Annotated in this window: 19 protein-coding genes; 10 read left to right on the top strand and 9 right to left on the bottom strand. The window is 73.5% G+C overall.

Features of this window, described 5'->3' with window-relative positions; genetic code table 11:
• The first annotated feature begins 188 nt into the window (after positions 1–188).
• Positions 189–692: a hypothetical protein gene (locus OHA99_RS36270; RefSeq protein ID WP_405699117.1), complete on the top strand. Its 504-nt coding sequence runs from the start codon at positions 189–191 to the stop codon at positions 690–692.
• Between the two features lie 224 nt (positions 693–916).
• Here OHA99_RS36270 and OHA99_RS36265 read toward each other — a convergent pair whose 3' ends face one another.
• A complete protein-coding gene (locus OHA99_RS36265) occupies positions 917–2,341 on the bottom strand; it encodes a helix-turn-helix domain-containing protein (protein WP_331727792.1) in 1,425 nt (474 codons plus the stop codon).
• Between the two features lie 357 nt (positions 2,342–2,698).
• On the opposite strand from OHA99_RS36265, the gene OHA99_RS36260 reads away from it, so the two are divergent.
• On the top strand, positions 2,699–4,294 hold the full coding sequence (locus OHA99_RS36260; RefSeq protein ID WP_331727789.1) for a S8 family serine peptidase: 1,596 nt from the start codon (positions 2,699–2,701) through the stop codon (positions 4,292–4,294).
• Positions 4,295–4,332: 38 nt separating this feature from the next.
• Here OHA99_RS36260 and OHA99_RS36255 read toward each other — a convergent pair whose 3' ends face one another.
• Positions 4,333–4,947: a nuclear transport factor 2 family protein gene (locus OHA99_RS36255; protein ID WP_331727786.1), complete on the bottom strand. Its 615-nt coding sequence runs from the start codon at positions 4,945–4,947 to the stop codon at positions 4,333–4,335.
• Between the two features lie 187 nt (positions 4,948–5,134).
• On the opposite strand from OHA99_RS36255, the gene OHA99_RS36250 reads away from it, so the two are divergent.
• The 3 genes from OHA99_RS36250 to OHA99_RS36240 all read left to right on the top strand — a co-directional run bounded on the left by OHA99_RS36250 (position 5,135) and on the right by OHA99_RS36240 (position 7,819).
• The gene (locus tag OHA99_RS36250; RefSeq protein ID WP_319123327.1) at positions 5,135–5,890 is read left to right on the top strand and encodes a molybdopterin-dependent oxidoreductase; all 756 of its coding nucleotides are present in this window, start codon (positions 5,135–5,137) and stop codon (positions 5,888–5,890) included.
• Positions 5,874–6,629, top strand: a complete 756-nt coding sequence (locus OHA99_RS36245) for a cytochrome b/b6 domain-containing protein (RefSeq protein ID WP_319123328.1) — start codon at positions 5,874–5,876, stop codon at positions 6,627–6,629. Before OHA99_RS36250 ends, OHA99_RS36245 begins: the two co-directional genes overlap by 17 nt.
• A 92-nt stretch (positions 6,630–6,721) precedes the next feature.
• Complete coding sequence (locus OHA99_RS36240; RefSeq protein ID WP_331727780.1) at positions 6,722–7,819, top strand: alpha/beta hydrolase; 1,098 nt, start codon at positions 6,722–6,724, stop codon at positions 7,817–7,819.
• 72 nt (positions 7,820–7,891) lie between these two features.
• Here OHA99_RS36240 and OHA99_RS36235 read toward each other — a convergent pair whose 3' ends face one another.
• The 5 genes from OHA99_RS36235 to OHA99_RS36215 form a co-directional block, all read right to left on the bottom strand.
• Entirely contained in the window at positions 7,892–8,809 is a 918-nt protein-coding gene (locus tag OHA99_RS36235) for a trimeric intracellular cation channel family protein (RefSeq protein WP_331727778.1), read from the bottom strand.
• Positions 8,810–9,000: 191 nt separating this feature from the next.
• Entirely contained in the window at positions 9,001–9,789 is a 789-nt protein-coding gene (locus OHA99_RS36230; protein ID WP_331727776.1) for an ABC transporter ATP-binding protein, read from the bottom strand.
• On the bottom strand, positions 9,786–10,892 hold the full coding sequence (locus OHA99_RS36225) for an iron ABC transporter permease (protein WP_331727775.1): 1,107 nt from the start codon (positions 10,890–10,892) through the stop codon (positions 9,786–9,788). The genes OHA99_RS36230 and OHA99_RS36225 overlap by 4 nt, the downstream gene beginning before the upstream one ends.
• Positions 10,893–11,939 (bottom strand): ABC transporter substrate-binding protein, encoded by a 1,047-nt coding sequence (locus tag OHA99_RS36220; RefSeq protein WP_331728218.1) that lies wholly within the window; start codon positions 11,937–11,939, stop codon positions 10,893–10,895.
• 134 nt (positions 11,940–12,073) lie between these two features.
• Positions 12,074–12,712 carry a sigma-70 family RNA polymerase sigma factor gene (locus OHA99_RS36215; RefSeq protein ID WP_331727773.1) on the bottom strand — a complete coding sequence of 213 codons (639 nt, stop codon included), beginning with the start codon at positions 12,710–12,712 and terminating at the stop codon, positions 12,074–12,076.
• A gap of 285 nt (positions 12,713–12,997) precedes the next feature.
• Between OHA99_RS36215 and OHA99_RS36210 the strand changes: the two genes are divergently transcribed.
• Genes OHA99_RS36210 through OHA99_RS36200 form a run of 3 tightly spaced genes read left to right on the top strand, consistent with a single transcriptional unit; the run spans position 12,998 to position 16,079 of the window.
• Positions 12,998–13,249 carry a hypothetical protein gene (locus OHA99_RS36210; RefSeq protein ID WP_319123334.1) on the top strand — a complete coding sequence of 84 codons (252 nt, stop codon included), beginning with the start codon at positions 12,998–13,000 and terminating at the stop codon, positions 13,247–13,249.
• Between the two features lie 11 nt (positions 13,250–13,260).
• Positions 13,261–15,555 (top strand): heavy metal translocating P-type ATPase, encoded by a 2,295-nt coding sequence (locus tag OHA99_RS36205; RefSeq protein ID WP_331727767.1) that lies wholly within the window; start codon positions 13,261–13,263, stop codon positions 15,553–15,555.
• Complete coding sequence (locus OHA99_RS36200) at positions 15,552–16,079, top strand: copper chaperone PCu(A)C (protein ID WP_331727764.1); 528 nt, start codon at positions 15,552–15,554, stop codon at positions 16,077–16,079. Before OHA99_RS36205 ends, OHA99_RS36200 begins: the two co-directional genes overlap by 4 nt.
• Positions 16,080–16,111: 32 nt before the next feature.
• Here OHA99_RS36200 and OHA99_RS36195 read toward each other — a convergent pair whose 3' ends face one another.
• Complete coding sequence (locus OHA99_RS36195) at positions 16,112–16,351, bottom strand: hypothetical protein (RefSeq protein ID WP_331727761.1); 240 nt, start codon at positions 16,349–16,351, stop codon at positions 16,112–16,114.
• Between the two features lie 275 nt (positions 16,352–16,626).
• Here OHA99_RS36195 and OHA99_RS36190 point away from each other — a divergent pair, with 275 nt between their 5' ends.
• Positions 16,627–17,832 (top strand): sensor domain-containing protein, encoded by a 1,206-nt coding sequence (locus OHA99_RS36190; protein WP_319123388.1) that lies wholly within the window; start codon positions 16,627–16,629, stop codon positions 17,830–17,832.
• Positions 17,820–18,476 carry a response regulator transcription factor gene (locus OHA99_RS36185; RefSeq protein WP_164386884.1) on the top strand — a complete coding sequence of 219 codons (657 nt, stop codon included), beginning with the start codon at positions 17,820–17,822 and terminating at the stop codon, positions 18,474–18,476. The genes OHA99_RS36190 and OHA99_RS36185 overlap by 13 nt, the downstream gene beginning before the upstream one ends.
• A 22-nt stretch (positions 18,477–18,498) precedes the next feature.
• Here the strand turns inward: OHA99_RS36185 and OHA99_RS36180 are convergent, their stop codons facing one another.
• Positions 18,499–18,948 carry an ATP-binding protein gene (locus tag OHA99_RS36180; protein ID WP_165687579.1) on the bottom strand — a complete coding sequence of 150 codons (450 nt, stop codon included), beginning with the start codon at positions 18,946–18,948 and terminating at the stop codon, positions 18,499–18,501.
• Between the last annotated feature and the right edge of the window lie 43 nt (positions 18,949–18,991).

The raw sequence follows: 18,991 nt of genomic DNA, 5'->3' as shown, positions 1-18,991 counted from the left end.
CCGTGCGGAGACCGCTGTCCAACGCACGGGTCCCTCGGTGGTCACCCTGCGCCTCGGCACCAACGACGTCGACCGAAGCACGAACCTACCTTTCGCCCCCGGACGGGCTGGGCGGGCTCGTCGACCAGATCCTGCGGGACTGCCCGGACACCACCGTCCTTGTCGCAACCCTGGTGCCCTCCAAGAGCATGGACGTCCAGGCGCGCATCGACACCTACAACGACGGCGTGGTCAGGGAGGTCCGGGAACGCGCCAACTCCGGCAAGCACGTCGGGCTGGTGGACATGAGCGAAGTGACGACGGCCGACCTCGACGACACACTCCACCCCAACGACCGTGGCTACGACTCGACGCCATCGCGGGGGCCGCCGAGTCGGGCTGGCTCAAGGACTCTGGAGCGGGCGACAGGTGCAGTGACCAGCAGGGCGGATGGATCTCCCAGGGATAGATCCGCCTCCGGCGTCGGGGGGACCGCCGCAACGTATAGTTCACCGACATCGACGGCGACGGACGCGACGACTACCTGCTGCGCCGCAACGACGGCGCGATCCGGGCCTGGATCAACGCGGGTGGCGACCGGGACGGGGACCCGGGGTAGAACCTCCCAAGGGCGGATCGCCTCCGGTGTCGGCAGGCTCTTGGACGGCCATCGGCTCGCCGATATGACGGCGTCGGGCGTGACAAATATCTGATCGTCACCGCCGAGACCGGTGCGGAGCTTCCCGGGCAACACCCGGGATGCTCCGGGATGTCTGCTGGCCGCGCGACGCATCACCCGCACGGACGGATACGGCCCCTGGCCGACCGTGCTCGACCGCTGCCCGCGCGGACAGCCCCGGTGTCGGCCGTCACCGGTGTCCGAGCGCGCAGGTGTCCCCGTCCGCGGCCGGTAGCCGGGTGCGCCCGAGTTCGGCGCTCAGGCCCCGGCGCTCTCCCCCGCCGCCCGTACGCGCTCTCGGAAGTCGCGCACCTCGCGCACCCCGCCCCAGGTTCCGGTGAGGTGGTCGTACAGTCCCGCCAGCTCCTGCGAGATGGTCCGCCGCCGGGCCGCCACCGCCTGCTCCACCACCGGGCCCGCCAGCTCCAGCGCGGCGTCCAGCTCACCGGCGCCGGCCCGGCAGTCGGCGAGTCGCAGGGTCAACAGCAGCCGGGTGGGGATCATCGCGGCCGGCACCTGCTCCAGGGCCAGCAGGGCGGCCTCGCTCGCGCTGCGCGCCGTGGCCCGGTCGCCCGTGAGCACCGCCAGATCACGCAGTCCGCCCGCGACGGCCGACTCGACCCGCAGCTGGCCCTGCCCGTCCGCCAGCCAGGGCGCCTCCGCCAGGTCACGCCCGGACAGGCGGCCGAGCGCGCTGCGGCCGAGGGCGGCACGGCGCCTGCATTCCGCGCCGTCGCCGATCGCCGCGTATCCACGCGCCTGGTACATGTGCGCCACCGTCGCGATCCACCCTCCGCGTCCCCCGAGCCCGGCCACGGCCCGCGCGTAGCTGAGCGCGGAGGGACCGTCGCCGTCCAGCCGCGCCAAGGTACACAGGTCGGTCGTCAAGGTCACCCGCGTGGTCGTGTCCCCGGCCGCTTCGGCCCACCGCAGGCCGTGCGACGCCCATGCCATCGCCAGCGCTCCCTGCCCCCGCTGCATCCGCAGCCGGCCCGCGAGCTGGGCGTAGTTCGCCGCGATGCGCACCAACGCCAGCGGCGAGCGTCCTACGGCGTTGACCGCCTCGCCCCAGGCCGCCAGCGCGCGCAGCACGTGCTCGACGGTGCCGAGCACGGTGGTCGACGTCGACCGCAGCGCGTTGTACTCGCACCGGTCCAGGAGGGCGAGGACCAGGTGGACCAGGTCCGGTTCCGCCGCGGCCGGTGCCGCCGCCTCGCGGGCCGTCCGTATCCGGTCCGTCAACTGCGTCGGATCGCCGAACGGCGGTACGGCGCACGCCTGGTCGGCTGCGTGCAGCGGGCACCCGCCCGGCGCGAGCCGGTCCGGCCAGTCGTCCGCCGCCCCGTCCGGCGTCGCCGGACGTCCCTCGCCGCCCCCTGGAAGCGGCCCGGCCAGCACGGCGCCCAAGGGGGTGAGGGGCGGGCGCCCCTGCTCGTCGGCGGACGCGATGAGCGGGGACAGCGTGCCTTCGGCGCTCAGCGAGCGTTCCAGGTCGGCCACCGCCCGGGCGGTCGGCGCCCGGGTGCCGCTCTCCCACTTGCTGATCAGGCTGTGGTGATAGCCGACCAGTTGGCCGAGCTGATGCTGCGTCAGCCTGGCGCGACGGCGGCAGTACCGCATCTGCGCCCCGAACTCCGCCCACCGCGCCGCGACGCCGTCGCCAGCGGCATGCTTCCTGCTCACCGGACCGGTTCCCCCGGCGCTCGCGCCTTGGACGGACATCGCCACCCCTGTCCCGCCGATCGGCCGTCATGGACTGGGAAGCGATGGTAGAGGCGTGTGGCGAAAGTGTGGAGACGCCCGGCGGGCGAACATGCTCCGCCCCCGTCGGTACGGGCCTCGCCTTTGACAATGTGTCAAGTTCACGCGGTGCGCTTGTGCGATTCCTTTGGAAGCCCCAATCATTCGACTGACGCACGACCGCCGTTCACATTGTCATGACCATGACCTACATGGATCTGAATGCCCGGAGTCGTGGTCCGGAACGGCCGGCCGGCGTGTCCCAACCCCCCGCACCACCGACCGAGGAGGGACCCTCACATGGCTGTGCCGCGCCACCGCCCCCACCACATCACCCGGCGAAGACTGGCCGCCGTCGGCGCCGCGGCAACCGCGGCCCTCGCCGCGAGCCTCGTCCCCGCGCTGCCCGCGGCTGCCGCCCCGGCCGCCCCGCAGGGCCGCGTCCAGTACGAGGACGCGGCGAACGCGGTCGCCGGCAGCTACATCGTGACCCTGAAGGCCGACCAGGCCAGGTCCAGTTCCGCCGAGGGCCGCGCCGTGGCCGAGAAGTACGGCGCGGACATCGAGCGCACCTACACCAAGGCCCTCAACGGCTACGCGGTCGACGCCTCCGAGTCCGAGGCGAAACGCCTCGCCGCCGACCCGGCGGTCGCCTCCGTCGTCCAGAACCGCACCTTCCACGTCACCGGCACCCAGCCAAACCCGCCCTCCTGGGGCCTGGACCGCCTCGACCAGAAGAGCCTGCCGCTGGACGACTCCTACACCTACCCGGACAGCGCCGGACAGGGCGTGACGGCGTACGTCATCGACACCGGCGTCCGCATCACCCACAACGACTTCGGCGGACGAGCCTCCTACGGCTACGACGCCGTCGACAAGGACAACACCGCCCAGGACGGCCACGGCCACGGCACCCACGTCGCCGGCACCGTCGCGGGCAGCTCCTACGGCGTCGCCAAACAGGCGAAGATCGTCGGCGTCCGGGTGCTCAACAACTCCGGCTCCGGCACCACCGCCCAGGTCGTGGCCGGCATCGACTGGGTCGCCCGCAACGCGGTCAAGCCGGCCGTCGCCAACATGTCCCTCGGCGGCGGCGCCGACAGCACCCTGGACACGGCCGTCCGGGGCGCCATCGCCTCCGGCGTCACCTTCGCCGTCGCCGCCGGCAACGATTCCGAGGACGCCTCCGGCAACTCCCCGGCCCGGGTGGCGGAGGCGATCACGGTCGGCGCCACCACGTCGAGCGACGCCCGCGCCTCCTACTCCAACTACGGTTCGATACTGGACCTGTTCGCGCCGGGCTCGTCCATCACCTCGGCCTGGAACAGCGGCGACTCGGCCAGCAACACCATCTCCGGTACGTCCATGGCGAGCCCGCACGTCGCCGGAGCCGCCGCGCTCTACCTGGCCGACCACCCCGACGCCACCCCGGCCCAGGTCGCCTCCGCGCTGAGGACCGCCGCCACCAGCGGCGTCGTCTCGAACCCGGGCAGCGGCTCGCCCAACCGCCTGCTGCACGTCGCCGGGGGCGGCGACACACCTCCGCCGACCGGCGACCGCTTCGAGAACACCGCCGACTACACCATCCGCGACAACGCCACCGTCGATTCCCCGGTCACCGTCTCCGGCGTCTCCGGCAACGCGCCCTCGTCCCTGTCGGTCGAGGTGGACATCGACCACACCTACATCGGCGACCTCCGGGTCCAGCTGGTCGCTCCGGACGGCACGGCGTACACGCTGAAGCCGTACGGCACCGGTGGCGGCGCGGACGGCATCAGCACGACGTACTCCGTGGACGCCTCCGCCGAGAGCGCGAACGGCACGTGGAACCTGCGGGTGAGCGACAACGCGTGGTGGGACACCGGGCGGATCGACGCCTGGGCCCTCCAGTTCTGACGCCCGTCCGAGGGAATGGGGCGGGAGCGGCTGCCGCCTCAGGGCTGCGTCGGCGGCCGCCAGTCCGCGGGCAGGCCGGACTGGCGGAGCATCGTGGCGCGGTCGTAGTAGTCGGTGTTGACGGCGATCTTCCCGTGCCGCAGTTCGAGGACGGTGGCCATCTGCACCTTGAACGACTTGGACGCCCCCGGGAGGGTCCCGCTGTAGTCGGTCCGGATCACCACGCGGTCGCCGCTGCGGAACGCGTCGGTGATCTCGAGGTCCGCGTCGGGGATGAGCCGCTCGGTGATCGCCTTGAACTCCGCGATCTCCGCCCGCCCGTGCGAGGTGTAGGGAACCGACAGGTCGATGAGGGTGCCGTCCTTCGTAAACAGGTCGGCCAGAGCGTTCGGGTCCTCACCGGTCCACGCGGAATGCCACGCGGCGGCGATACGCGGAACGCGCCCGGACCGGGCCGACGCGTCGGCCGTGTCCACCGGCGCATGTGCCGAGGCCGACGCCGGGACGGTTTCGGTGGCGGTGGCGGTGGCCGGAGTGGTGGCGGTGGCGGGCCGGTCCTCGTCCGCCACCGCCTGACCGACCAGGACCGTGGTGGCGACGGCCGTCATGGTGAGTACGGCGGCCGCGCTGCGTCGGATGCGCGAGGTGGCCATGGTGGGCCTTCCCTTCAGAGGTGGCTGCGGAAACGGGAAGCGCGGGCCCGGGCGGCTACGGCCGCCCGGGCCCTGCTGTTGATCACGCTAGCCACCGGAGAAAGAGTTTGGCAGTGTTCAGTTTTCCTGACGCCAAGCGACCGCACACCGGCTTCAACACCGTGCCGCGGACGTGCGTATACCAGGCATGAGCGACTCTCCTTCCAAGGTGCCGTCCCCACTCCCGGGCCCCAAGGGCGACCCCAGCGGTGCCCCGGTGGGCCGGCGTGTGCTGCTGGGCATGCTCGGGCTGGGCGCCCTCGGCGTCGCGGCCGGGGGCCCGATCCAGGATGTGGTCGCCAAGGGCGTCGACACCGTGGCAAAGAACGACCCGACGGGTCTGTCGGACCTCCTGCCGGGCAACCGGTTCCGGTACTACACGGTCACCTCCAACACCCCCGAGATGGACGAGACGACCTACCGTCTCCGGGTCGAAGGCATGGTGGACAGGGAGAAGACCTACCGGCTGTCCGACCTGGCGGCGCTGCCCCAGACCCGGCTGGTGCAGGACGTGCAGTGCGTGACCGGCTGGCGGGTGCCGAAGACCCCGTTCGCGGGAGTGCGCCTGTCCGCACTCCTCGACGCCGCGGGCGTGTCGCCCGAGGCCAAGGCCATCCGGTTCCGCTGCTTCGACGGCGCCTACACCGAGAGCCTCACCCTCGAACAGGCCCGGCGTCCCGACGTGCTGGTCGCCACCAGCATGGAGGACAAGCCGGTCACCCACGCGCACGGCGGCCCGGTCCGGCTCTACGTGGCGCCGATGTACTTCTACAAGTCCGCGAAGTGGCTGTCCGGCATCACCGTCACCGACGAGGTGGTCCCCGGCTACTGGGAAGAACGGGGCTACGACGTGGACGCGTGGGTGGGACGCTCGAACGGACGTACCGATGCCCCCACGGTCTGACTCCGCCAAAGACGCGCCCCTGTCCCGGACCGGCAGGCTGCTGCGCTTCACCGCCTCGGCACGCTGGGCCCATCACGCCACCGCGCTCCTGGCGGGGGTGTGCATCTTCACGGCCGCGTGCCTGTACATCTCGCCCCTCTCCCAACTCGTCGGCCGCCGGCCGCTGGTGACCGTCGTGCACGAGTGGTCCGGCATCGCGCTGCCCGTGCCGGTGCTGGTGGGCATGGTCTCCCGGGCACTGCGCTCGGACCTGCGGCGGCTCGGCCGTTTCGCGCCCCACGACCGCCGCTGGCTGCGGGCGGCACTCCGCCGCACCGGCACCTCGAACATTCCTTCCGGCAAGTTCAACGCCGGCCAGAAGCTCTACGCCTCCTGGACGGCGGGCGCGGGCCTGGTCATGGTGGGGACGGGACTGCTGCTCTGGTTCCCCGAACTGGCCTCCCTGTCCGTGCGCATGGGCGCGACCTTCGTCCACGACTGGCTCGCCCTGACGATCGCGGTCGTGCTGGCCGGTCACATCTGGAAGGCGGCCGGTGACCCCGGGGCCCGGGAGGGCATGTGGCGGGGCACGGTCTCGCGGACCTGGGCCAACCGGGAACACCGCCTGTGGCGGCAGGAGATGGACGGCCACAACGACCGGGATCCGCTGTCGGACACCCTCACGGATCTGCGCACAAACCCGTCGCGCACCGAGGCAGGCGGGAATCCCCGCGACCCGGCCGGCGCACCACCCTCGTGACCTCGGCCCGGCGACGTCGCCCTGCGGACGGCACCCGGAGAACGGCGCGGCTGCCGGGCAACGCCCAGGACGTCCGCCCGCTCTTAGCCGGCATGAGAACTTCCCCCCGATCCCTGTTCCGACTGCTGACAGGGCTGTTACTCCTCACCGGCGTCCTGACGACAGGGGCTCAGGCCTCCGCCACCACACAGGAGCACCGGGTCCCGGTCGCCGTCGCCGAGTACGACCTCGGCGACACGGCCTTCCGGGATCCGCAGACCGGCACGGTGAGCGAGGTGCGCGCGGTGGTGCACTACCCGCGGCACCTCACCGGCCGGGCCCCGCTGATCATCATGGCGCACGGGTCGTGGTGGGCCTGCGACCGCGTGGACGCCGCCACCTGGCCCTGCCCGTCCGGCTCCCGCCCGTTCCCGAGCCACCGCGGGTACGACTACCTCGGTGCGGCGCTGGCCGCCCGCGGCTTCGTGGTCGCGTCGATCAGTGTCGACGGCATCAACCAGACGTCCTTCGACTACGGCGACCGTGCCCGGCTGGTCAACGAACACCTGCGTCTGTGGCAGCGGTTGGCCGCGGCCCGGGGCGGACCCCTGGCCGACCGGCTCGTCGACCGGGCGGGGCACCCGGTCGCGCCGCGCTTCGCCGGCCACGTCGACATGACCCGCGTCGGCACCCTGGGCCACTCGCGCGGCGGCAAGGGCGTGATGTGGCAGGCGTCCGACAAGCACCGCGGCGAATGGCCCGCGGGGGTGCGTGTGCGTGCCGTCCTGGCACTCGCGCCGGTCAAGTTCGACGACCCCGAGGGCGACAACAGCGACACGCTCGTCACCCGGCTCCCGTTCGCCGTGGTCACCAGTGGCTGCGACGGAGCGGTCCGCGAGGCCGGCCAGGAGTACCTGGACGACGTCACGGGGCGGAACCGGGCAACCGACTACTCCGTGTCGCTCCACGATGCGAACCACAACTTCTTCAACACGACCTGGACGCCGCCCTTCCTGTTCGGCGAGGACGACAGCACCTGCCCGGACCGGCAGGTCACTCCCGACCGGCAGCAGGACGCGCTCACCGCCTACGCGACCGCGTTCTTCGCCAGCCAACTCCAGGGCGACCGGCAGGGGCTGGCGGTCCTCACCGGCGTACAGCCGCTGCCGGGCGGGCCGTCGACGACTCGGGTGGTACCGGCCGTACGGTGACTCGCCCACGGGCGATGCGGTGGTGTGCGGGTCTCCGCGCACCACCGCACGGCCTCTCCGTGCCGGCCGTGACTACGCCGGCCGGTCCGGAAGCGCGCCCTGCCGCTCCCGCGGCGACCGGGCCGGTGCCGGGTGTCGCGTTACGAGCCGTGGGTCCGGTGGGCGTGACGCGTCACGCCGCGGGACGGCGGCGGGGCGGCCGTGGCAGGGCCGCAGGGTGAGCGTCGGCGACTCCGGCAGGGGCAGGACGGCGGTCCTCGCCTCGTCGGCCGTACTGGCGTCCGGCGGCGCGCTCTCGCGCGGCGGCTCCGGTGCCCGCTGGAGCCGCAGTCCCGCGAAGGGATCGCGCCAGAAGGACGACCGCGGAGTCCGCCAACGGCGCCGCTGGGCGAGGATGCGCAGGCCGAAGCCGAGCAGGGCCGCGGCGCATGCGGTCGGGGCGTTCAGCAGCCCGGCGGCCTGCAACAGGGTGACCACCACACCACCGGCCAGGGCGGGGACCGCGTAGAGGTCGGTGGTCCAGCGCAGCAGCGGCGGCACTTCGAGGGCCAGCAGGCTGCTCAGTACGCCGCCGCCGACGGCGCTGGCGGCGCCGAGGGTGACCGCGGCGGGAACGTTGAAACCGTGCGACAGCGCCTTGATGGTGCCGGTGACGCTGAACAGGCCGAGCGCCGCCGCGTCGCCCAGGTCGAAGAGGCGGCTCTCGAGGGCCGTCCCGCCACGGTGGAGCCGGTGACCGAAGTAGACGATGACCGCCGCCGCCCACGGCGTCAGGAAGTATCCGAGGTCGCTGAAGGCGACGGGCCGGACGCCGATCACCAGGTCGCGGAAGAGGCCGCCGCCCAGGCCGGCCGCCTCGCACAGGATGACGGTGCCGATGATGTCGAAGTCCTTGCGCACCGCGAGGATGCCCCCGGACAGGGCGAAGGCGAAAATGCCGATCAGGTCCATCGTGTACTGGACGGCCTGGTTCACGTCGTCGATCAGCACCGGGTGACTCCGCGAGGCGAAGGTAAGAGGGGGTGGCTCACTCGTCGGCCTTCTTGATCGGTCGGGGTGTGATCATCAGGCTAGGCGAACCTACGACGCGTCACGATGACGCCTGCGTGACGTTTCCCGGTACAGCCTGTGCCACCGTGAGCGAGCGTGGCACGCTGGCCGACGAGCCGAATCGGCCCTGGCTACGGTGGCGGTGCGGCCACGGTGGCCGTGTGGTCGAAGGCGATCAGCGGGTCGCCGGTCAGGGGGTGCCCGATCACCGCCGCCCGCACTCCGAAGACGTCCGCGATCAGTGCGGGGGTGAGTACCTCCAGCGGGGTGCCGGAGGCGACGACCTCACCGGCGCGCAGCACATGGAGCCGGTCGCAGACCGAGGCGGCCGCGTTCAGGTCGTGCAGGGACACCAGCGTCGTGCGGTGCTGGGCCCGTAGCAGGGCCAGCAGTTCCACCTGGTGGCGTACGTCGAGGTGGTTGGTGGGCTCGTCCAGGACGAGCACGTCCGGGTCCTGGGCCAGGGTGCGGGCCAGCAGCACCCGCTGGCGTTCCCCGCCCGACAGGGCCGAGAACGCGCGGGTGCCGTGGCGCGCCATGCCCACCCGGTCCAGGGCGTCGGCGACGATCGCCCGGTCACCGTCGTCCTCGCCGGCGAAGGCCCGCTTGTACGGGGTGCGGCCCATCGCCACCACCTCGCGCACGGTCAACTCGAAGTCGCCGCCCCGCTCCTGGGGCAGCGCGGCGACATGACGGGCGGACCGTGCCGGGGACAGCGTCGCCAGGTCGGTGCCGTCGAGCAGGACCCGTCCGGAGGCGGGACGCAGATGCCGGTAGACCGTGCGCAGCACACTCGACTTGCCGCTGCCGTTCGGGCCGATCAGCCCGGTGATCTCCCCGGGTGCGGCGAACAGGTCCACCCCGCACACCACCGTACGGCCGTCGTAGGCGACCCGCAGGCCCTCCACGTCGATCCTCATCGGGCGCGCTCCAGTCGGCGGTCCAGCAGGAACAGCAGCACGGGGGCTCCGACGAAGGCGGTGACCACGCCCACCGGCAGCTCCGTCGACGGCAGTGCCGTACGGCAGACGATGTCGACGACGACCAGCAGGACGGCACCGGTCAGCGCGGAGACGGGCAGCAGCCTGCGGTGGTCGCCGCCGACGACGAGCCGGCACAGGTGCGGCACCATCAGCCCCACGAAGCCGACGGCACCGGACACCGACACCAGGACGCCCGTCAGGACACTGGTCACGACGAACAGTTCCCGGCGCAGCGCGGCCACGTCCACGCCCAGACCCGCGGCGGTCTCGTCGCCCAGCAGCAGGGCGTTCAGGGCCCTGGCCCGTGCCTGGAGGGCGAGCAGACCGAGGAGCACCGCGGCGGCCGGCAGGGCGAGGGTGCTCCACTGGGCCCCGCCGAGGCTGCCCAGCAGCCAGAACAGCACGCCCTGGGTCTGCTGTTCGTCGCCCACCCGCAGGACCAGGTAGCTGGTGAACCCGGACAGGAACTGGCCGATCGCCACTCCCGCCAGCACGAGTCTCAGCGGGGAGAACGCGCCGCCGCGCCGGGCCACGGCCCAGACCAGGGCGAAGGAGAGCAGCGCGCCGAGGAAGGCGGCGCCGGAGACTCCGAGCCCGAGCAGGCCCCCGGTGCCGGCGCCGAGCACGATGGCGGCGACGGCTCCCAGCGAGGCCCCGTTGGAGATGCCCAGCAGGTAGGGGTCGGCCAGCGGATTGCGCACCAGTGCCTGGACGGCGGTGCCGACGACGCCCAGTCCGGCCCCGACGACGGCGGCGAGCAGCGCACGGGGCACCCGCAGCTGCCAGACGATCAGGTCCTGGGTGCCCGGCCGCGGCTGCCCGCCGGTCAACCGGTGCAGCACCGTGGACCACACGTCGGTGAACGGGACGCCGGAGGAGCCCCACGACACGGCCGCGGTGAGCGCCAGCAGCAGCGTCACGGCGAGCCCGGCGAGCAGCAGGCCGACGGGGACGGTCCTGGTGTCCCGGTCGCCGGGCTCCGGTGCCCTTGGTGCTTTCCCGCGTGCCTCGTCGACGTCCGCCGACGGAGCCGTCCGCATCTACCGCACGTCCTGGAACTCGTCCGGATACAGGGTGCGGGCGATGCGCTCGACCGTCTCCGCGTTGGCGACCGACGGGGTCGTCATCCGTTCCGACCGGATCCGCAGGAACCGCCCCTTCTTGACGGCGGTCAGCCCGCGGGTGGCGGGGAAGGACGTGAGAAACCGCTCGGCCTCGTCGAAGGCCTTCTCGTCCGCTTCGGCGCTGCCCCGGTTGCGTACCGTCAGCTGGATCCAGTCGGGGTTCTTGGCGACGACGTCCTCCCAGCCGGTCTTCTCGAAGGTGCCCTCGCAGTCGCGGAAGACGTTGCGGGCCCCGGCGAGAGTGATCACCGCGTTGGCCACCTGACCGCCGCACACCGCGCTGGGCTGTCTGGTGCCCGCGTCGAAGTCGAAGACGAAATACGTGGGCCGGTCCGCCTCGGGCACGGCCGCCACCCGCTCCCCCACCGCATCCACCTTCTCGCGCATCCCGGCCACGATCTCGTCGGCCCGCTCGGACGTTCCGGTGAGGGTCCCGAGCCGCTCGATGTCGCCCATGACCGCAGACAGGTCCTTCTGAGGTCCGGGGTGTTCGGCGGCACAGGCGGTCGAGAGCAGCTCCACCACCTTGATACCGGCCGCGTCGAACTCCTCGGGGCGGGGTCCGGTGGAGGTGCCGTTCGCGGGCCGGAACGTCTGCACGTAGACGTCCGCACCCGAACCGAGCAGCTTCTCCTTGGGGATGACCGTCCGGCCGAGGACCGGCACGCCGGCGGCCTGGCCGGCGAGCTCGGCGGGCAACGCCCCCTTGCCCGGCGGGAATCCGGTGCCGATCACCTTGGGCCCCGCCCCGAGCCGCAGCAGCATTTCCAGCGCCGACGCGTTGCTCGTGACGATCCTGCCGGGGGGCGAGTCGAAGGCGACTTTCTCACCGTCGCAGTTCTCCACCGACACCCGCGGACCGGCGCCCTGCGCGTCCGGTGACGCGCTCCCGCCGCCGCCCCCGCCGCAGGCGGTGGTGAGCAGCCCCGCGGCGAGCACGGCACCACTGACCGGGCGCCACATTCCGGACACGTTCAACCTCCATGGTCGCGTGCGATCGAGGAGCCCTGTCAGCCGGCTCCGCACAAGGGGTCGTGGTGGCGGGGCGCCGGGTTCCCGGCCGTTCGGGATTTCTGGCACCCGTGCGGGCCCGGCGCTCAGGCACCGGCGAGCGCCGACGCCTCCGCCTCCGCCTCCCCGACCAGTCCGGCCAGCGCGGTCCGGGCCCGCGCGACGCGGGAGCGGACCGTGCCGACGCGACAGCCGAGGATGGCGGCGGCCTCGGCGTAGGGGAAGCCGAGGAGCTGGGTGACGACGAAGGCCTCGCGTCCGTCCGCGCGGATGGTCGCAAGCAACTCCCTGAGCGCGACGCCCTCTTCGAAGCCGGGCAGGTCACGGGGCTGGGCCTCCTCGGCCGCCCGGCACCAGTCCTCCCGGTCGGCGCGCCGGGGCCGGGCCGCGGCGTACCGGAAGCTGTCCACCACGGTGCGCCGGGCGATGGTCAGCAGCCAGACGCGGGCGGCCGAACGTCCCTCGAACCGGGGAAGACCGACCAGGGCCCGTACGAAGACCTCCTGGGTGAGGTCGTCGACGTCCTGCGGGTCGGGGCCGAGGTGGGCCACGAAGGTGCGCACGTCGTGGTGGAGCGCCCGGACGAACAGGTCGGCCGTGTGGGCGTCGCCGTCCCTGGCGGCCAGCGCGAGCCGGGTCGCCTCCGCGTCGGAGGCCGCCGTGTGCCGCCTCCCGGAGCGGCCGACGGCGGAACACCGGCCGGGGTGGGGCCGTTCAGGGGTCATCGCCACCAGCTCCTCGCACCGGGCACCTGCTGTCTGCGGGGGTCTCCTCCCGCCCGGGAGCGCGGCCCCGGGTGTCGTTCGGGTTTACGCGCCCTTGCGGCGAAACGTTGAAGCGGACCGGCCCGCATGCCGCCCGTACGCCGCGCTGTGACACCACCCTGTGACACCACCCTGTGACGCGCGCCACGCGCTCGCCCCGGAACTCACGCCCCGAGCTCCCCGACTCCTCAGGAAACGCGGCTCGATCCCTTCGACGCCGCGCACCGCGAGCGACCTGGAGAACCCGTGACGGCCGAATCCCGACCCAAGTCCCCGGAGGCGGGCGCGTCGGCCCGAGCGCTCGCTCCGCCCCCGGTGCTGTACGGCTTCCTCCTGCTGCTGGCGCTGATGTTCGCGGTGTCGTACGCCGTCGGGTCGGTCGCCGGTCCGGTGTCGCCCGGCATGTCGGGCTCGTCGGACGGTGGAGCCGTGTCCCCGGGGGACGGCGGCGGGGGCGGGTCCGGAGGGGGCCAGGACGGCATGGACGGGATGGGCTGAGGAGAGCACCGATGGACACCGAACCCACTGCCCCGGATCCCGTCACCATGACCACCGACCTGACCGTCGGCGGCATGACCTGCGCGGCCTGTGTGAACCGCGTCGAGAAGAAGCTCGGCAAGCTGGCAGGGGTCACGGCCAGCGTCAACCTGGCGACCGGCCGGGCCCGGGTGGAGCACCCCGCGGACATCGGCGCCGAGGAACTCGTCGCGGCCGTGGAGCGGGCCGGTTACACCGCCGCGGTCCCCGAGCCGCCCGGCGGGGCGCGCCCCGCGGACGACGCGGGCGAGGCCGCGGGACCGGACGGCGGGACCGAGGGCGGGGCCGACCGGGAAGAACGCCACCGGCTCGTGGTCACCGCCCTGCTCTCGCTGCCCGTGCTCGCCGTGTCCATGGTGCCCGCGCTGCAGTTCGTGAACTGGCAGTGGCTGTGCTTCACCCTCACCGCCCCCGTCGTCTTCTGGAGCGCGTGGCCGTTCCACGTACGGGCCCTGCGCGGGCTGCGGCACGCGGCGGCGACCATGGACACCCTGGTGTCCCTGGGTGTGGTCGCCTCCTTCGCGTGGTCCACGTACGCGCTGTTCCTGGGCGGTGCGGGCGAGCCGGGCATGGAGATGGCCTTCTCGCTCCTGCCCGGCGCGGCCACCGACGCCCCGGCGATCTACCTCGAGGCGACCGTCAGCGTCCCGCTGTTCGTGCTCGCGGGCCGCTACCTGGAGGCACGGGCCAGGCGCGGGACCGGGGAGGCGCTGCGCTCGCTGGCACGGCTGACGGCCAAGGAGGTGGCGGTCCGCGAGAACGGCACCGAGCGGCTCGTCCCCGTGGAGGAACTGACCGTCGGGCAGGTCTTCGTGGTCCGCCCCGGTGAACGGGCGGCCACCGACGGCCAGGTCGTGAAGGGCAGTTCCGCCGTGGACCTGTCCCTGGTCACCGGCGAGAGCGAACCGGTCGAGGTGGGCCCGGGCTCGGCCGTGGTCGGCGGAGCGGTCAACGCCGGCGGGCTGCTGCTCGTGCGGGCGACCGCCGTCGGCGCCGACACCCAGCTCGCCCGGATCGCACAGCTGGTGACCGACGCCCAGGCCGGCAAGGCGAAGGCGCAGCGGCTGGCCGACCGGGTCGCCGGGTTCTTCGTCCCGGTGGTGCTGGCGCTGGCCGTGACCACGCTGGGCTTCTGGCTGGGTGCGGGGGCCGACGCGCAGCCGGCCGTCACCGCGTGCGTCGCCGTCCTGGTCGTCGCCTGCCCCTGCGCCCTCGGTCTGGCCACGCCCACCGCGCTCATGGCCGCCACCGGCCGCGGCGCCCAGATCGGCGTGCTCGTGAAGGGGCCGCAGTCCCTGGAGGGCCTCCAGCACCTCGACGCGGTCGTCCTGGACAAGACCGGCACGCTCACCTCCGGGCACATGAGCGTCGCCCGGGTGACGGCGGTCCCCGACGGACTGGGCGAGGACGCCGTACTGCGGCTGGCCGGTGCGGTGGAGCAGGGCTCGGAGCATCCGCTGGGCCGCGCCGTCGCCGCGCACGCGCGCCGGGAGCTGCCCGGCGAGGACCTGCCCGAGGTGCACGGGTTCCGGGCGCTGACCGGGCGCGGGGTGTCCGGGCGGGTGGAGGACCGGCGGGTGGAGGTCCTGGCACCCGGCGACGACCTGTCCGGCCCGCTGGCCGAGGCGCTGGCGGCGGCCGAGAAGGCCGCGCACACCCCGGTACTGGTGTGCGTGGACGGGGTGGAGCAGGCCCTGATCGAGGTCGGTGACGTCGTACGGCCCGGCAGCTACCGGGCCGTGGAGCGGCTTCGGCGGCTGGGCGTGCGCCCGGTGCTCGCCACCGGGGACCGCGAGGCGCCCGCACAGGCCGTCGCCGACGCTCTCGGTGTCACCGACGTGTACGCGCGCCGCAGCCCCGAGGACAAGGCGGATCTGGTGCGGCAGCTGCGGGAGCAGGGTTACCGGGTCGCGGTCGTCGGCGACGGTGTGAACGACGCCGCCGCACTCGCCGGCGCCGACCTCGGCATCGCCATGGGCAGCGGCACGGACGTGGCCATCGGAGCCGCCGACGTGACCCTGTCCCGCGGCAGCATCGAGGCCCTGGCCGACGCGGTGCAACTCGCGCGGCACACCCTGCGCACCATCCGGACCAACCTGGTGTGGGCCTTCGGCTACAACGTGGTGACCGTGCCGCTGGCCATGGTCGGCCTGCTGAACCCCATGCTGGCCGCCGCGGCGATGTCGCTCAGCTCCCTGCTGGTGGTCGGCAACAGTCTGCGGCTGCGCGCCTGGCAGCCCGCGCCCGCACGCAGGAGGATCCGATGACCGTCCCGATGAACACACTCCTGCGGCGCCTGTCCCGGCGCCGGCTGACCGACACCGCGCTGGCCGCCCTCGCCCCCGTCGTCGCGTGCGGCGTCGCCCTCGGCGGCCTGACCGCCTGGGCCGGTGCGGGCGGGGCCGGCCGTCCCACCGTGCGGATCGACGTCGCCTACGGCCGGGTCTTCCTGCCGTTCGGCGAGACGACGGAGACGTCCGCGTACTTCGACGTCACCAACACCGGTGACACCGACGACCGGCTGGTGGCGGTGACCTACTCCGGCCGGGAGGCCGGCCTCAGCCGGCACTTCATGACGCCCAGTGGTGCCGCGTCCAAGGAGTCCCTGGATTCCGTCGGCGTCCCGGCCGGCGACCGCCTGTCCATGTCCCCGCACGGCGTGGACGTGACCCTGACGGCACGGCCCGGCTGGCGCACCGGCGACCTCGTGCGCTTCACCCTGCGCTTCGAACGCCGCGGCAAGGTCGACGCCCTCGCGGTGGTCACACCGCCGGGAGCCGCACCGGCATGAACCGCCCGCCGCCACAGGCGTGTTCCGCCCCCTCAGCGTCCGCCGCGCAACCGGCGCACCGCCAGCACGGTGGCGCACACCGCGGTCACGACACCCGCGACCAGGTGCACCCAGGTGCCGGCCCCGGCGTAGGAGGCCACCGTGTTGCCCACGACGCTGACCACGAGGACCACCCAGAGCACGGTGCGGACCACTCCCCCGTCGGCGCCCTCCTGCGGTGTCCCGCCACGGACAGAGACCGGCGGAAGCTGTGCGGGGTCCGGGTAGGTCATGGCTGCTCCGTGAGGGGTGAGGAGAAACGGTGCGAGGCCTTCGACGCTACGGTCCGTCACACCGGGTGCCGATCCCTCAGGCCGCCGGATCGGTGGTACAGCAGGCTGTACCTTTTCCCGCCGCCCCTCCGCACAGGCCATGACGGCACATAGGGTGACGGCGTACTTGGAGGGCCGGTGAAAGGCGAAACGTGACCGCCCGGCACAAACACAGACCGGCGGCCCCGAGCGGGACCGGCCCGGATCAGTCCTGGAAGTCGGCCGTCCTCGGCAGTCTGTCCGCCGCGCTCGCCGCGCTCAGGCAGCTCGTGGGCGGCTTCGGCACGGCCGTCCTCGCCCTGGCGCTCCTCGGCCTGCTCGCGCTGACGGCCGTCGCCTGTCTGGCGGGCGTCGGGCTGCTGCTCGCGCCCACCCTGCTGCGGGCCGTGCACGCGCTCGCCCGCCGCGAACGCGGGCGCCTGTCCCGCCACGGCGTCGAGATCGTCGCCCCGGATCCGGCGCCCGTGCGGCTGCGGCTCGCCCTGGCCGACGACACCACCCGGCGTGAGCTGCGCTGGCTGGCGGTCCACGCCACGTTCGGTCTGCTCGCCGGTCTGCTCGGGCTGCTGCTGCCGGTCTTCGCCGTCCGCGACACCCTCTTCCCGCTGGTGTGGCCGCTCGCCCCGTCGGGTGCCACGAGCACGTCGCTGGGCTTCGGCACCGCCGACTCGTGGGCGCAGGCCAGTGTGGTGTCCCTGCTGGGTGTGGGGTGGATCGCCATCGTCCTGGGGCTGGGTCCCGGGCTGGCCCGCCTTCAGGCCCGGCCCGCGGTGCGCCTCCTGGCGGCCGGTCCGGGCACCGACCTCTCCCTGCGGATCGCCGAGCTGACCGCGACCCGGGCCGCCGCGCTGGACGCCCACGCCGTCGAACTGCGCCGGATCGAGCGGTCCCTGCACGACGGCACGCAGAACCGCCTGGTCAGCGTCACCGTGCTGCTCGGAGCGGCCCGCCGCATGGTGGCCCGCGACCCGGCGGGCGCGGAGGAGCTCCTCGAACGCGCCCAGTCGGCCGCCGAACAGGCACTGTCCGAGCTGCGGGCCGTCGCACGCGGCATCCTGCCGCCCGTCCTCGCCGACCGCGGGCTGGCCGGCGCGCTCTCCGGTCTCGCGGCGAACAGCGGGGTGCCCTGCCGCACGGACGTCGACCTCCCGGAGCGGTGCCCCGCCTCGGTCGAGGCCAGCGCCTACTTCGTGGTGGCCGAGGCCCTCACCAACGTCGCCAAGCACAGTGGCGCCACCGGCGTCGCCGTCACCGTGCGCAGCCGGGGCGGACGGCTCCTGCTGCGCGTCGAGGACGACGGCCACGGCGGTGCCGACGAGGCGGGCGGGTCCGGACTGACCGGTATCCGGCGCCGTATCGCGGCACACGACGGTGTGCTGCGCCTGACCAGTCCGCACGGCGGACCGACTGTTCTCGAGGTGGATTTCCCATGCGGATCGTGATGGCGGAGGACGACCCCCTGCTGCGGGAGGGGCTGGCGCTGCTGCTGCGCGCGGAGGCGCTGGACGTGGTCGCCAAGGTGGGCTCGGCCGACGAGGTGCTGGACGCCATCGACGCCCACCGGCCCGACGTCGCGATCCTGGACGTGCGGATGCCGCCGACCCACACCGACGAGGGCATCCGGGCGGCCGTCGAGGCGCGCCGCCGTCACCCGGGGCTCGCCGTGCTCGTCCTGTCCGCGTACGTGGAGCAGAGCTTCGCCACCGATCTGCTCACCGACGGCGTCGGCGGCATCGGCTATCTCCTCAAGGAGCGGGTCGGGCGGGTGGAGGAGTTCCTCGACGCGCTGCACCGGGTGGCCGCCGGAGGTACCGCCATCGACCCCGAGGTCGTCTCGCAGCTGTTCACCCGCTCGCGTCAGGACGTACGCCTGGAGCGCCTGACACCGCGTGAGCGGGACGTGCTGGCGCTGATGGCGGAGGGGCTCGGCAACATCGCCATCGCCCAGCGCCTCGTCGTCACGGACGGGGCCGTGCACAAGCACATCCGCAACATCTTCGCCAAGCTGGACCTGACACCCAACCAGCAGGTCGACCGGCGGGTCGCCGCGATCCTGCACTACCTGGAGAACGCCCGCCGCCCCTGACCCGTCCGCCGCCCTCGGGGCGTCATCCGGCCGGACCCGGGCCGCCGACGCCGATCACGGCGCTCACCCGTCGTCCCCAGGGATGCCGGACCGTCTCGGTCCGGTCGGCCAGGCAGCCGACGATGTCCAGGCCACGCCCGCATTCGCCGGGCGCGGGCGGCCGGGGCGGCGCGGACGGCTCGCCGTGGTCGGTGACGTCGATGCGCAGGGTGTCCCCGGCCAGGGCGAGTGCGACCGTCAGGTCGGACCGGCCGTGGCGCACCGCGTTGGTGGCGAGTTCGCTCACGATGAGCACGGCCGCCTCGCCGTGCTCCCCGTGCACTCCCCAGCGGGCCAGGACGGCCGCGGTGAAGCGGCGGGCGGCGCGGACGCCCTGCTCGCGTGCCCGCATGTCCACCACGGCCCGCCTGGGGACCGGGGTGGACGGCGGGTCGGCGTCGCCGCTCTTCGGTAACAGTGCCGGGTGGGACATCGGGTCGCCTTCTCGGAGTCGGGGCAAGACCGTGGCCGAGTGT

This window comes from Streptomyces coelicoflavus, assembly GCF_045041415.1.
In the GTDB taxonomy this organism is placed as follows: domain Bacteria; phylum Actinomycetota; class Actinomycetes; order Streptomycetales; family Streptomycetaceae; genus Streptomyces; species Streptomyces coelicoflavus.
Note: the sequence above shows the minus strand (reverse complement) of the source record. Positions and strands in the feature narration are given on the sequence as shown.